Source organism: Streptomyces sp. NBC_00076 (genome assembly GCF_045041235.1).
Taxonomy (GTDB): Bacteria; Actinomycetota; Actinomycetes; order Streptomycetales; family Streptomycetaceae; genus Streptomyces.
In genome coordinates this window covers 7,494,125-7,507,454 of sequence record NZ_CP108242.1, presented here as the reverse complement: position 1 = coordinate 7,507,454, position 13,330 = coordinate 7,494,125, and the positions used below count along the sequence as shown (strand labels likewise).

The following is a 13,330-nucleotide window of genomic DNA, read 5'->3' as shown; positions in this document are numbered from 1 at the left end:
GAGGTGATCAGCGGGACAGATCCTCTGGCGAACGCGCCCCCTTCCGCTCCCCCGCTTCACTCCGAGCGCCTGCCCGGACGGGTGAATGGACGGGGGCAACTGGACACCCTAGGGGTGGGGGAACCGAGGGGGACCGTGGAGCGGCGTCAGTGACGACCCCGTGATTGCCGCTCCACGGGCGGAGGACCGGCCCTGCGTACGTCAGCCGAAGACGGCCAGGCTCTTGGCCTTGCCCTTCTGCTCCTCGACGAGGGCGAGGAAGACGCCCTCGGGGTCGAAGACGGCCACGGCACCCCGGCCCGCGTACTCGTCGGGCATGTCGAGCCGTACGCCGTTCGTCAGCAGCCGGGCGCGCCGGGCGTCCACGTCCCAGCGCGGGAACGCGGCCGTGGCGGCGTCGGAGATCGGCATCACCGTCAGCTCCTGCTGGAGCTGGTCGAGAGTCCGGGCGGAGTCGAGCTTGTACGGACCCACGCGGGTCCGGCGCAGCGCCGTGAGGTGACCGCCGACGCCGAGGTCGGCACCGAGATCACGGGCCAGGGCCCGGATGTAGGTGCCGGACGAGCAGACCACCGACACCACCAGGTCGAGGACAGGGGTGCCGTCCTCGGCGACGGCCTCCCGGACGTCGTACACCGCGAAGGACGAGACGGTGACCGGCCGGGCCGGGATGTCGAACTCCTCGCCCTCACGCGCCCGTTTGTAGGAGCGGACGCCGTCGATCTTGATGGCGCTGACCTTGGACGGCACTTGCATGATGTCGCCGCTCAGCTTGGCGATCCCCGCGTCGACGGCGTCGCGGGTGACCTTCGAGGCGTCGACCGACCTCGTGATCTCGCCCTCGGCGTCGTCGGTGAGGGTGGTCTGCCCCAGGCGGATCGTGCCCAGGTACTCCTTCTCGGTGAGCGCGAGATGCCCGAGGAGCTTGGTCGCCCTCTCGACGCCGAGTACGAGAACGCCGGTCGCCATCGGGTCGAGCGTGCCGGCATGCCCGACGCGCCGCGTCCTCGCGATCCCGCGCATCTTGGCGACGACGTCGTGCGAAGTGAAGCCCGACGGCTTGTCGACGATGACAAGGCCGTCGGGCGTCTGGTTCTTCTGGGTCATTCGGCGGTGTCGTCCTCGTCTTCACCCGGCTTCTTGTACGGGTCCGCGTCACCGGCGTAGTGGGCACCGGCGGAGACCTCGCGCACCTTCTCGTCGGACTGACGCGCCCGGTCGAGGAGGTCCTCGATGGTCTTGGCGGTGTCGGGCAGTGCGTCCGCCACGAAGGTCAGCGTCGGCGTGAACTTCACGCCCGCCGCGGCGCCGACCGCGGAGCGGAGCACGCCCTTGGCGCTCTCGAGTCCGGCAGCCGCGGCCGCCCGCTCCTCGTCGTCGCCGTACACCGTGTAGAAGACGGTCGCCTCCCGCAGGTCACCCGTGACCCGGGTGTCCGTGATGGTGACGTGGGAGCCGAGCCGCGGGTCCTTGATCCCGCGCTGCAGCTTCTGGGCCACCACCTCTCGGATGAGGTCCGCCAGCCTCTTAGCCCGCGCGTTGTCGGCCACTGGTCGTCTCCCGTTCTTCCTGTTCCACGTTCAAAAAATCTGGTCGCCCGAAAAAGCTAGTCGTCGTCGCCGTGCAAGCGCCGTCTCACCGACAGCAGCTCCACCTCGGGCCGCCCGGCCACCAGCCGCTCGCACTGGTCCAGTACCTCCGTGACGTGCCCCACGTCACCGGACACCGTCGCGAGTCCGATGCCGGACCGCCGGTACAGGTCCAGGTGGTCCACCTCGGCCGCGCTCACCGCGTACTTGCGCCGGAGCTCGGCGACGATCGGGCGGACGACGGAGCGCTTCTCCTTCAACGACCGTACGTCGCCGAGGAGGAGGTCGAAGGACAGAGTCCCCACATACATGTGTGTAACCGGTTCACCCGCCGGTCCGGGATCGATGGCCCCGCCATCCATGTGGCAGGGACATCAGAACCGTACAACGAACGGCCGGGGCCGGTCGACGGAAATAATCTCCGTCGACCGGCCCCGGACCGGACCGTCTCGGAAGTCCGAGCGCTTACACGCGCGGCTTCTCCCGCATCTCGTACGTCGCGATGACGTCGTCGATCTTGATGTCGTTGAAGTTTCCGAGGTTGATACCGCCCTCGAAGCCTTCGCGGATCTCGGTGACGTCGTCCTTGAAGCGACGCAGACCGGAGATGTTGAGGCTCTCCGCGATGACCTTGCCGTCGCGGACGAGGCGCGCCTTGGTGTTGCGCTTGACCTCGCCCGAGCGGACCAGGACACCGGCGATGTTGCCCAGCTTGGACGACTTGAAGACCTCGCGGATCTCCGCCGTGCCGAGCTCGACCTCCTCGTACTCCGGCTTGAGCATGCCCTTGAGGGCCGCCTCGATCTCCTCGATGGCCTGGTAGATCACCGAGTAGTAGCGGACGTCGACGCCCTCGCGGTCCGCCATCTGCGCCGCGCGGCCCGCAGCGCGGACGTTGAAGCCGATGACGATGGCGTCGGAGCCGGTCGCCAGGTCGATGTCCGACTCGGTGACCGCACCCACACCGCGGTGCAGGACGCGGATGTCGACCTCTTCGCCGACGTCGAGCTGGAGCAGCGAGGACTCGAGAGCCTCCACCGAACCGGACGCGTCGCCCTTGATGATGAGGTTGAGTTCCTGCACCAGACCGGCCTTGAGGGCCTCGTCCAGGTTCTCCAGGGAGAACCGGACACCCCGGCGGGCGAAGTTGGCGTTCCGCTCACGAGCGGCACGCTTCTCGGCGATCTGACGCGCCGTGCGGTCCTCGTCGACAACCAGGAAGTTGTCGCCGGCGCCCGGGACGTTGGTGAGACCGAGGACGAGGACCGGGGTCGAGGGACCCGCCTCTTCCACGTTCTCGCCCTTGTCGTCGAGCATCGCGCGGACACGGCCGTACGCGTCGCCGACCACCATGGTGTCGCCGACCCGCAGGGTGCCTCGCTGCACCAGGACGGTCGCGACGGCACCGCGGCCACGGTCGAGGTGGGACTCGATCGCAATACCCTGCGCGTCCTGCTCCGGGTTGGCCCGCAGGTCGAGCGAGGCGTCCGCGGTGAGGACCACGGCCTCCAGCAGGCTCTCGATGTTGAGGCCCTGCTTGGCGGAGATGTCGACGAACATGGTGTCGCCGCCGTACTCCTCGGCCACGAGGCCGTACTCGGTCAGCTGACCGCGCACCTTGGTCGGGTCGGCACCCTCGACGTCGATCTTGTTGACCGCGACGACGATCGGGACGTCGGCCGCCTTGGCGTGGTTGAGCGCCTCGACCGTCTGCGGCATGACGCCGTCGTTGGCCGCGACGACCAGGATCGCGATGTCGGTCGACTTCGCACCACGGGCACGCATGGCGGTGAACGCCTCGTGACCCGGGGTGTCGATGAAGGTGATCCTGCGCTCTTCTTCGTTGACCTGGGTGGCGACCTGGTACGCACCGATGTGCTGCGTGATACCGCCGGCCTCGCCCGCGACGACGTTCGTCTTGCGGATGGTGTCCAGCAGTCGGGTCTTACCGTGGTCGACGTGACCCATGACGGTCACGACCGGCGGACGCGGCATGAGGAATTCCTCGCCGCCCTCGTCCTCGCCGAACTCGATGTCGAAGGACTCGAGCAGCTCGCGGTCCTCCTCCTCGGGGCTGACGATCTCGAGGATGTAGTTCATCTCATCCGCGAGGAGCTTCAGCGTCTCGTCGGAGACGGACTGCGTGGCAGTGACCATCTCGCCGAGGTTCATCATCACGGCGACGAGCGACGCCGGGTTGGCGTTGATCTTCTCCGCGAAGTCGGTGAGGGACGCACCGCGCGACAGGCGGACGGACTGTCCGTTGCCGCGAGGCAGCATCACGCCGCCGACCGACGGGGCCTGCATGGCCTCGTACTCCTGGCGCCTCTGCCGCTTCGACTTGCGACCGCGACGCGCGGGACCGCCGGGACGACCGAAGGCGCCCTGCGTGCCACCACGACCGCCCGGACCACCGGGACGACCACCGAAGCCGGGACGACCGCCGCCACCGCCACCGGGACGACCGGCGAAACCGCCGCCACCGCCACCGGGACCGCCGGGACGACCGGCGAAGCCGCCGCCACCGCCACCGGGACCGGCCGGACGACCGGCGAAGCCGCCGCCACCCGGACGACCGCCACCGCCGCCGCCGGGACGACCGCCGCCGCCGGGACCGCGACCGCCGGGGCCGCCGCCACCGGGACGGGGGCCGGCAGCCGGACGCTGCGGCATCATGCCGGGGTTCGGACGGGCGCCGCCGGGGCCGCCGCCGGGACGGGGACCGCCGCCCTGCGGGCGGGGCATGCCGCCCGGGGTGGGACGAGCGCCGCCCGGAGACTGCGGACGGGGACCGCCCGACGCGCCCTGGGGACGGGGACCGCCCTGACCGGCGCCCTGGGGACGCGGAGCGCCGCCGGGGCCGCCCTGGCCGCCGGGACGCGGGGCGCCGCCCGGACGGGGCGCCTGCGGGCGCGCCATGCCGGTGGAGCCACCAGAGGTGAACGGGTTGTTGCCCGGACGGGGACCGGCCGGACGGGCACCGGGACGCGGGGCCTGGCCACCGGGACGCTGACCGCCGGGACGGTCGCCGCGGTCACCACGGCCCTGGCCGCCCTGGCCGGGGCCGGACGGACGGGCACCCGGACGCGGACCCTGGCCGCCCTGACCCTGACCCTGTGCCGGACGCGGAGCGCCCGGACGGGGGCCGGAGCCGGAACCAGAACCGGCACCGGAGGAGGCGGCCGGTGCGGCGGGAGCCGCCGGGGGGGCCGTGAACTCGGGCGTGGTCGGAGCCGGGGACGCCGGGGCGGGCCGCGGCGCGGGCTTCGGGCCCGGAGTGGGACGGGGGCCGGGAGCGGCCGGCGCGGCGGGAGCCGCGGGCTTCTCGGCGGCGGCCGGCTTCGGGGCCGGCGGGCGCGGGGCAGCCGGACGGGCGGCCTGCGCGGGAGAGGGGGCGCCCGGCTTGGCCGGGGCAGCCTTGCGTGCGGCGGGCTTGCCGCCTCCGTTGCCCTGCTGGAGGGCATCGGTCAGCTTGCGTACAACGGGCGCCTCGATCGTCGAGGACGCCGAACGGACAAATTCACCGAGTTCTTGGAGCTTGGCCATGACGACCTTGCTCTCCACCCCGAACTCCTTGGCGAGTTCGTATACCCGGACCTTAGCCACTTCGCTCCTTTTAGGTCCGGGTTGCGTCCGGACCGTCGCTACTTCATGGGCGTACTCATCGCGTGCTCATCGAGTGCTCATCGCAATCTCGACCTACTTCCAACTCGCGGGGTACCAGGGCCGCGCGGGGGTTCCGCGCGACGCTTCTTACGGTGTTGCCTGCTCGACGTGGAGGCGCAACGCCTTGGTGTCGAGCGGTCCCGGGGCGCGCAACGCCCTTGGGAACGCCCGACGGCGTATCGCCAGGTCGAGACAGACCAGGGCGGGGTGCACATACGCACCCCGGCCGGGCAGCGTACCGCGATCATCGGGGACGCATTCGCCCTCGATCGCCACGGTCCGCAGCAAGTCCTTCTGGGCCGCTCGCTCCCGGCACCCCACACAGGTGCGCTCAGGGCATGCGCGGGCTCGCGTCCGGCCAGACACTCTTAAGTCTACCTCCCCGCACCGACCTCACCCCTTTGGGGCAAGCATCGAACAGTTGCCGCGCACCAAACTGTCGTGATCTGAGCGACCTGCGGCTTGGATCTATTCCCCGGGCTGCTCGGTGTCCGGACGGATGTCGATCCGCCAGCCGGTGAGACGGGCCGCGAGCCGGGCGTTCTGCCCTTCCTTGCCGATCGCCAGCGACAGCTGGTAGTCCGGCACGGTCACCCGCGCCGACCGGGCCGCCATGTCCACGACCTCCACCTTGGAGACGCGGGCGGGGGACAGCGCGTTCGCCACCATCTCGGCCGGGTCGTCCGACCAGTCGACGATGTCGATCTTCTCACCATTGAGCTCGCCCATGACATTGCGCACCCGTCCGCCCATGGGGCCGATGCAGGCACCCTTGGCGTTCAGACCCGAACGGGTGGACCGGACGGCGATCTTCGTGCGGTGTCCGGCCTCGCGGGCGATGGCGGAGATCTCGACGGAACCGTCGGCGATCTCCGGCACCTCGAGGGCGAAGAGCTTCTTCACCAGATTGGGATGCGTACGCGAAAGGGTCACGGACGGACCGCGCACCCCCTTCGCCACACGTACGACGTACGACCGAAGGCGCATGCCGTGCTGGTACGTCTCGCCCGGCACCTGCTCCTGCACCGGCAGGATGGCCTCCAGCTTGCCGATGTCCACCAGCACGTTCTTCGGGTCACGGCCCTGCTGGACCACACCGGTGACGATGTCGCCCTCGCGGCCGGCGTACTCGCCGAGCGTCGCGTCGTCCTCGGCGTCGCGCAGCCGCTGCAGGATGACCTGCTTGGCGGTGGTGGCGGCGATACGGCCGAAGCCGGACGGGGTGTCGTCGAACTCGCGGGCCTCCTGGCCCTCTTCGAGGTCGTCCGGGTCCTCCTTCGCCCACACGGTCACATGCCCGGTCTCCCGGTTGAGCTCCACGCGCGCGTGACGGCGGCTTCCCTCGGTGCGGTGATAGGCGATGAGGAGGGCCGACTCGATCGCCTCCACGAGCAGGTCGAAGGAGATCTCCTTCTCCCGGACCAAGCCCCGCAGGGCGCTCATGTCAATGTCCACGGCTACGCCTCCTCTTCTTCCGTCATGTCCTTCTTGTCCTTGCGGTTGAACTCGACCTGCACGCGCGCCTTGTCGATGTCCGCGAAGGCGAGTCTGCGGGTGGTGGCCTTGCGGCCCTTCACGCCGGGCACTTCCACGTCGAGACCCTCGTCGTCGACCTGGAGGATCCGGGCGACCAGCTCGTCGCCCTCGTGCGGCTGGAACTTCACCAGCCGGTCGATCGCGCGTACGAAGTGGCGGTGCTCCTTGAGGAGGCGCTCCGCGCCGGGGGTTCCGACCTCGAGGGTGTACTCACCCGCCCCCATCGCGTCCGTCTCGTCGAGCTTCGCCGAGAGCGCGCGGCTCACATCGGCGATCTGGTCCAGGTCCGCACCGGTGTCGGAGTCGACGACGACGCGCAGCACACGCTTGCGTCCGACCGAGTCCACCGCGATCTCCTCGAGATCGAGGCCCTGGGAGCCGACGAGCGGCTCCAGAAGTTCTCGCAGCCTCTCGCTCTGGGTGGTGCTCATCCGGGTGACTCCTCGGCCGCGTGTGCTGTTGTGGGAACGTCGCGTGTCTGGTCAAAGGGTATCCGGTCCCAGGGTGTGTTGCCGTCCACCGTGCGCCCCGCGGCCCCCGGTGCGGGCACGGGCGGCGCCGATGAGCGGCCGCGGGCCGGTGCCCGGGTACCGTGATCACCTGCGGGGCCCGCCCTTCCCGCCCGTGTGTTCGTACGAGCTCCCGAGGACGTCTGCCGTGCCGTACCCCCCACCGCCGCACACCCCGTCAGGGCCGCGCAGAAGAGCGCTCCTCGTCTCGGCCGCCGGGGCCGCCCTGTCGGCGGGCTGCTCCGCCGGTTCCGACGGATCCGGGGAGAGCGCCGACAGCAGCCCGTCGGCCGAGACGCGGGCACGCGCACGTGCGGCCCGGGACAGCCGGGGACTGACCGAGCGGTACGACGCCGTCCTCACCGCCTATCCCGTGCTGGCGGGCCTGCTGGGGCCGTTGCGGGCGGCGGTCGCGCGGCACACGGAGGCGTTCGGGGGCACCGCACCCAGGGTCGCCGCCCAGGGGGCCTCCCCGAAGGCGTCCGAGGCCTCTCCCTCTCCTCCGCCCTCCGCTCCCCCGTCGCCCGCCGTACCGGGGACCGAACGGGACGCCCTCGCCGAGCTGGCCGCCGCCGAGCGGTCCGTCGCGGACCGGCGCGCGAAGGCGCTGCTGGACGTGCCGGGCGAGCTGGCACGGCTGCTGGCCTCGGTCGCGGCGGCCGGGGCGGCGCACGCGTACCTGCTGACGGAGGACACGAAGTGACGGAACGGGCGCCTGTACGAGAACTGAAGGCCCTGCAGGCCGCGCTGGCCGCCGAGCACGCGGCCGTGTACGGCTACGGGGTCGTCGGCGGCCGGGTCCCTAAGGGCCGGCGTACCGAGGCGCAGGCCGCCTACGACGCCCACCGCGCCAGGCGGGACGCGTTGGTCCGGGAGGTGCGGGATCTGGACGGCACTCCGGTGTCCGCGGCGGCGGCGTACGCGCTGCCCTTCCCGGTGCCGGACCCGGCCTCGGCGGTGCGGCTGGCGGCCGATCTGGAGGACCGGGTGGCAGGGGTGTACTCCGATCTGGTGCGCGCGGCCACGGGCGAACGGCGGGGCACTGCGGCCGAGGCGCTGCGCGAGGCGGCGGTGCGGGCGGTGCGCTGGCGCGGCGAGAGCGTAGCCTTCCCTGGGCTGGCCGAGCGGGCGGGGACCGCTTGAACGTCGGCTTCGGCTCGGCCACGCCCACCGCGTAACGCGTACTGCGTAACGCGTACGGTGTACGGCTCGGTTCGCACGGGAAGGGAACGGCTCGCGCATGGCTTTCGAACCGCCGCCGCGTCTGGTGAGGGCGCTCGGTGAGACGGCACCGGACGGTGACGGCTGGTTGGAGAAGCTGCCCGAGGCGGCCCGACAGGCCGTCGCGCTGGGTGAGTCGACCATGGAGCGGGTGCAGGTGCCCGGCGGGCGCAGCAGCCTGGTGGTGCTGGTGCGGCGGCCGGACGGGACTCCCGCGGTACTGAAGCTGGCCCCGCCCCGGGCCCGTCCGGAGAGCGAGCGGGCCGCGCTCGTCCAGTGGGACGGCCTGGGCGCTGTTCAGCTGCTCGAACCCCGCACGGCGGAGGGTGTGCTGCTCCTGGAGCGACTGCATCCGGATGTGTCGGTGCGCTCGCTGCCGGAGGCGAAGGCGCTGCTGGAGGCGGCGGGGGCCCTGCGGCGGCTGTGGGTGGAGCCGGGCGACCACGCGTTCGAGACGGTGGCCGAGCGGACCGGGCGGCAGGCCGGGGCGATGCGGGCGAGTGCCGCCGCCGACGCGGAGGTGGCTCCGCTGGTGGACGCGGCGCTCGCGGCCCGTGCGGACCTGCTGTCCGCGCCCCCCGAACGGCGGTTGCTGCACGGGACGTTCCGGCAGAGCAAGGTACTCGCCGGGGAGCGGATGCCGTGGCTGGCCGTGGGGCCCGATCCGGTGGTCGGCGAGTGCGCCTTCGATCTGGCGCGGCTGGTGCGGGACCGGGTGGAGGACCTGATCGCCTCGCCGTCGGGCGCGGCGACGACCCGGCGGCGGGTGAAGCGGCTCGCGGAGTCCCTGGACGTGGACCAGGAGCGGCTGCGGGGCTGGACGCTGTTCCGGGCGGTGGAGTCCGGGGTGCGGGCCCTTCGGGTGGGGCGGCCCAAGGATGCGGAGTTGTTGTTGGAGTTTGCCGGGTGGCTTTAGGGCGGCTCTGACGGATTCGGGGTGGTGCGGGTTCGTCCTGTCCCTGGGGCAGCGCCGTGGCTTGCGCGCCACACGGCGGACCGCCGCGGGCGATCAGCCCGAGGGTGGCATGAGCTCGACGGAGGGCGTGGCCCGGCCGGGCCGGGGTTCCGGCGGAGCGGAACCCCGGCGCTCGTCGCTAGGCGGTCGTGAGGCGCGCGATCGCCTCGTCCACCGTCAGCTCCTCGCGCTCACCGGTGCGGCGGTCCTTCAGCTCCAGCACACCATCCGCGGCACGCCGTCCGGCCACCAGGATCTGCGGTACGCCCATCAGCTCCGAGTCGGTGAACTTCACGCCCGGGGAGACACCGGCCCGGTCGTCCACCAGGACGCGCAGGCCGGCCGCGCGCAGCTTCTCGGAGACCTCCAGCGCCAGCTCCGTCTGCAGGGCCTTGCCCGCGGCGACGACGTGCACATCGGCCGGGGCGACCTCGGCGGGCCAGCACAGGCCCTTGTCGTCGGCGGTCTGCTCGGCGAGGGCGGCGACCGCGCGGGAGACGCCGATGCCGTAGGAACCCATCGTCACCCGGACCGGCTTGCCCTGCTGTCCGAGGACGTCGAGCTTGAGGGCGTCGGCGTACTTGCGGCCCAGCTGGAAGATGTGGCCGATCTCGATGGCTCGGTCCAGCTTGAGGCCGGTGCCGCACTTCGGGCAGGGGTCGCCCTCCTGGACGACGACGACGTCGACGTACGCGTCGACCTCGAAGTCACGGCCCGCGACCACGTTCCTCGCGTGCGTGTGCTCCTTGTTGGCTCCGGTGATCCAGGAAGTGCCGGGCGCCACCCTCGGGTCGGCGATGTACCTGACCTTCTCCAGGCCCTGCGGGCCGACGTAGCCGCGGACCAGTTCCGGGCGGCCCACGAAGTCCTCGGCGGTGACCAGCTCGACCGCGGCGGGCGCGAAGTGGGCCTCCACCTTGTCCAGGTCGACCTCGCGGTCACCGGGCACGCCGACGGCGACGATCTCGCCGTCGACCTTCACGAGGAGGTTCTTGAGGGTCGCGGAGGCCGGGACCCCGAGGTGCGCGGCGAGGGTCTCGATGGTGGGGGTGTCGGGGGTCGGGATCTCCTCGATCGCGGCCACGCCGTCGGCGTCCACCGTCTTCAGCTCGTACGTGATCGCCTCGGTGTTGGCCGCGAAGTCGCAGTTCGGGCAGTCGGCGAAGGTGTCCTCGCCGGCGCCTGCCGGGGCCAGGAACTCCTCCGACTTCGAGCCGCCCATGGCGCCCGCGGTGGCGGCGCAGATGCGGTAGTCGAGGCCGAGACGCTCGAACACCTTCTGGTACGCCTGGCGGTGCAGCGCGTAGGACTGGGCGAGGCCCTCGTCCTCCGTGTCGAAGGAGTAGGAGTCCTTCATCAGGAACTCACGGCCGCGCAGGATGCCGGCACGGGGGCGGGCCTCGTCACGGTACTTGTGCTGGATCTGGTAGAGGATGACCGGCAGGTCCTTGTAGGAGGACGCCTGGTCCTTCACCAGCAGCGTGAAGATCTCCTCGTGGGTCGGACCGAGGAGGTAGTCACCGCCCTTGCGGTCCTGGAGGCGGAACAGTTCGGGACCGTACTCCTCCCAGCGGCCGGTCGCCTCGTAGGGCTCGCGCGGCAGCAGCGCGGGGAGCAGCACCTCCTGGGCGCCGATCGCGTCCATCTCCTCGCGGACGATCCGCTCCACGTTGGCGAGGACCTTCTTGCCCAGCGGCAGCCAGCTCCACAGACCGGCGGCGGTACGGCGGACGTAGCCGGCCCGGACGAGCAGCTTGTGACTGAGGACCTCGGCGTCCGCCGGGTCGTCGCGCAGCGTCTTCGCCATCAACTGGGACATGCGCTGGACCGGTGCGTTCGCCATGGTTTCCGTACTCCTGCTGATTAAGGGTGTTGGCAGGAGGTTAGCCGGGTGGTCCATCCCGTTGGAAATCGATTCGGCTGTCGCTACCGCCTGCGGAGCGGCAGCGGGGCGCCCATCACCGCGTACGGCTTCGGGGCGCTGGGGAAGAGGACCTGACGGGCGAGGTCCTGGTAGCCGAGCGAGTGGTAGAGGCCGCGGGCCGGGCTGTCGGTGTCGATCGCGGAGAGGATCGAGCGGGGTTCGGCGGCGCCGTCGGTGATCGTGGTGATCAGCGACCGGCCGATGCCGCGGTTCTGGTAGCGGGGGTGGACGTGCAGCTCGGTGATCACGAAGGAGTCGTCGAGCCAGTCGTCGCAGTGCCGCGCCCTGAGATACGGCTCCACGACGGTGGACCACCAGTGGGTGCGGTTGTTGGGCAGGCCGTAGACGAACCCCACGAGGTTGCCTCCGGCACTCGCGCCGAGGGCCCTCGCTCCGGGGTGGGTCATGTGGCGGAGGACGATCTGACGGCGTACGGCGACCTCGTCGGGGCCGAGTCCGAAGGCGACGGCTTGGACTGCCAGGGCCTCGTCCACGTGGGCGGAGAGGTCCAGGGGGCCGATGACGAGGTCCATGCGGGGAGCGTACAGGGGGGTGCGCGTGTCCTGGCGGGTGCGGGTGATCAGTGGCTGGTCGAGCCCCGCGGCCGAGCCGCGCATCGATACGGCCCGTCGGCCCTTCGGGTGGGTCCGGGCACCGCGCGCCTAGAACAAGACACTCATGAACGCGCCCACCTCCTGGAAGCCGACCCTCCGATAGGTGCGCCTCGCCGCCGTGTTGAAGTCGTTCACGTAGAGGCTGACGATCGGGGCCACGTCGGCCAGGGCGTAGCCGAGCACCGCTGCCATGCCGGGGGCGGCAAGGCCGCTGCCCCGGTACTCCGGGGCCACCCAGACGCCCTGGATCTGGCAGGCGCGGTCGGTCGCGGCGCCGATCTCCGCCTTGAACGCGACCTTGCCGTGGTGGTCGAGGCGGGCGAAGGAGCGGCCGGCGCCGACGAGTTCGGCGACCCGGGCCTGGTACAGCAGCCCTCCGTCACCGGCCATCGGGGAGACCCCGACCTCCTCGGTGAACATCGCCACGCACGCCGGCATGATCGTTTCCATCTCGTCCTTGCGGATGCGACGGACGTAGGGATCCGGGGCGGTGTCGGCCGGCATGCGGTCGGCGACCATCAGGGGCTGTTGACGGCGGACCTCGCGGGCCGGGCCCCAGCTGGGTTCGAGCAACCGCCAGAGCTGGGCGGTGGGTTCGGCGGGGCCGACGATGGAGGAGCAGCGGCGGCCGGCCCGGCGGGCCCGGTCGGCGAAGGCCCGGACGGCCCGCGGGGTGGCGCAGATCGGGACCAGGTTGGCGCCCGCGTAGCACAGGGACGTCAGCATGCCGTCCTCGTACCAGCCCCACATCTCGCCGCCGAGCCGCCACGGGTCGAGGCCCGCCACCTGGATCCGGGATGTCACGAAGGCGTTGGCGACCGGCTCGCGGTCGAGGACGGCGAGCGCGGCATCCAGGTCGCTCGGTTCGAGGACCCGGGAGGTCGTCTGGGTCAACACGGGCGGGGCCTCACACTGGGGTCTGCTGGTCCCCGCACTGTACCTGCGGAAGCTGAGCCGCGCCGCCCTGTGCGCCGCCACCCGCTTGCCCTTGGCCATCCGCCGCCGCAGCCGCCCTGGGGGCCGGCGCCCCGAGCCGCTGCTTCGGCCCTGAACGGACCTCGTTCCGCAAGCGCCGGGCGGGCTGGGGTTGTTGCCCGGACGGTACTTGGAAACGGCCATGTCAGCCCTCGACCGAAGCCGTCAGACTGCGGCCCACGCGTCAGCCGACCAACCGACACCGCAAGCCCGCGACCCACCCCGTCAGACGGCTACCGAGCCAGTCAGAACGACACCGAGCCCGTCAGACCGCAGCCCAGACGTCAGCCCACCACCGAAACCACAAGTCCGCGCCCAGCCCGTCAGACGGCGGCCGACAC

13 protein-coding genes are annotated in these 13,330 nt (G+C 71.6%); 3 read left to right on the top strand and 10 right to left on the bottom strand.

Features of this window, described 5'->3' with window-relative positions; all coding sequences use genetic code 11:
* Positions 1-201 precede the first annotated feature (201 nt).
* From truB to rimP, 7 genes are all read right to left on the bottom strand, one after another.
* Positions 202-1,107: a tRNA pseudouridine(55) synthase TruB gene (truB, locus tag OHA64_RS34285; RefSeq protein WP_405619802.1), complete on the bottom strand. Its 906-nt coding sequence runs from the start codon at positions 1,105-1,107 to the stop codon at positions 202-204.
* Positions 1,104-1,550 carry a 30S ribosome-binding factor RbfA gene (rbfA, locus tag OHA64_RS34280; RefSeq protein ID WP_405619800.1) on the bottom strand — a complete coding sequence of 149 codons (447 nt, stop codon included), beginning with the start codon at positions 1,548-1,550 and terminating at the stop codon, positions 1,104-1,106. Before rbfA ends, truB begins: the two co-directional genes overlap by 4 nt.
* Positions 1,551-1,606: 56 nt before the next feature.
* Complete coding sequence (locus tag OHA64_RS34275; RefSeq protein ID WP_405619798.1) at positions 1,607-1,900, bottom strand: DUF503 domain-containing protein; 294 nt, start codon at positions 1,898-1,900, stop codon at positions 1,607-1,609.
* 154 nt (positions 1,901-2,054) lie between these two features.
* The gene (infB, locus tag OHA64_RS34270) at positions 2,055-5,195 is read right to left on the bottom strand and encodes a translation initiation factor IF-2 (RefSeq protein ID WP_405619796.1); all 3,141 of its coding nucleotides are present in this window, start codon (positions 5,193-5,195) and stop codon (positions 2,055-2,057) included.
* 147 nt (positions 5,196-5,342) lie between these two features.
* Entirely contained in the window at positions 5,343-5,621 is a 279-nt protein-coding gene (locus OHA64_RS34265; RefSeq protein WP_405619794.1) for a YlxR family protein, read from the bottom strand.
* Positions 5,622-5,723: 102 nt separating this feature from the next.
* Entirely contained in the window at positions 5,724-6,710 is a 987-nt protein-coding gene (nusA, locus tag OHA64_RS34260) for a transcription termination factor NusA (protein WP_030667106.1), read from the bottom strand.
* 2 nt (positions 6,711-6,712) lie between these two features.
* Positions 6,713-7,222: a ribosome maturation factor RimP gene (gene rimP, locus OHA64_RS34255; RefSeq protein ID WP_405619792.1), complete on the bottom strand. Its 510-nt coding sequence runs from the start codon at positions 7,220-7,222 to the stop codon at positions 6,713-6,715.
* A gap of 226 nt (positions 7,223-7,448) precedes the next feature.
* On the opposite strand from rimP, the gene OHA64_RS34250 reads away from it, so the two are divergent.
* The 3 genes from OHA64_RS34250 to OHA64_RS34240 all read left to right on the top strand — a co-directional run bounded on the left by OHA64_RS34250 (position 7,449) and on the right by OHA64_RS34240 (position 9,437).
* Positions 7,449-8,003, top strand: coding sequence for a hypothetical protein (locus tag OHA64_RS34250; protein ID WP_405619790.1), 555 nt, complete (start codon positions 7,449-7,451; stop codon positions 8,001-8,003).
* The gene (locus tag OHA64_RS34245; protein ID WP_405619788.1) at positions 8,000-8,443 is read left to right on the top strand and encodes a ferritin-like domain-containing protein; all 444 of its coding nucleotides are present in this window, start codon (positions 8,000-8,002) and stop codon (positions 8,441-8,443) included. The genes OHA64_RS34250 and OHA64_RS34245 overlap by 4 nt, the downstream gene beginning before the upstream one ends.
* Positions 8,444-8,540: 97 nt before the next feature.
* Positions 8,541-9,437 carry an aminoglycoside phosphotransferase family protein gene (locus OHA64_RS34240; protein WP_405619786.1) on the top strand — a complete coding sequence of 299 codons (897 nt, stop codon included), beginning with the start codon at positions 8,541-8,543 and terminating at the stop codon, positions 9,435-9,437.
* Positions 9,438-9,615: 178 nt separating this feature from the next.
* Here OHA64_RS34240 and OHA64_RS34235 read toward each other — a convergent pair whose 3' ends face one another.
* From OHA64_RS34235 to OHA64_RS34225, 3 genes are all read right to left on the bottom strand, one after another.
* A complete protein-coding gene (locus OHA64_RS34235) occupies positions 9,616-11,319 on the bottom strand; it encodes a proline--tRNA ligase (protein WP_405619784.1) in 1,704 nt (567 codons plus the stop codon).
* A gap of 83 nt (positions 11,320-11,402) precedes the next feature.
* Positions 11,403-11,933: a GNAT family N-acetyltransferase gene (locus tag OHA64_RS34230; RefSeq protein ID WP_405619782.1), complete on the bottom strand. Its 531-nt coding sequence runs from the start codon at positions 11,931-11,933 to the stop codon at positions 11,403-11,405.
* 129 nt (positions 11,934-12,062) lie between these two features.
* Positions 12,063-12,911, bottom strand: coding sequence for a GNAT family N-acetyltransferase (locus tag OHA64_RS34225; RefSeq protein WP_405619780.1), 849 nt, complete (start codon positions 12,909-12,911; stop codon positions 12,063-12,065).
* Positions 12,912-13,330: the final 419 nt, after the last annotated feature.

What these genes read in the sequence shown, in the direction of transcription:
- truB (WP_405619802.1), bottom strand. Translation starts at nt 1,107, where the DNA reads ATGACCCAGAAGAACCAGACGCCCGACGGCCTTGTCATCGTCGACAAG.
- OHA64_RS34275 (WP_405619798.1), bottom strand. Translation starts at nt 1,900, where the DNA reads ATGTATGTGGGGACTCTGTCCTTCGACCTCCTCCTCGGCGACGTACGG.
- rimP (WP_405619792.1), bottom strand. Translation starts at nt 7,222, where the DNA reads ATGAGCACCACCCAGAGCGAGAGGCTGCGAGAACTTCTGGAGCCGCTC.
- OHA64_RS34240 (WP_405619786.1), top strand. Translation starts at nt 8,541, where the DNA reads ATGGCTTTCGAACCGCCGCCGCGTCTGGTGAGGGCGCTCGGTGAGACG.
- OHA64_RS34235 (WP_405619784.1), bottom strand. Translation starts at nt 11,319, where the DNA reads ATGGCGAACGCACCGGTCCAGCGCATGTCCCAGTTGATGGCGAAGACG.
- OHA64_RS34230 (WP_405619782.1), bottom strand. Translation starts at nt 11,933, where the DNA reads ATGGACCTCGTCATCGGCCCCCTGGACCTCTCCGCCCACGTGGACGAG.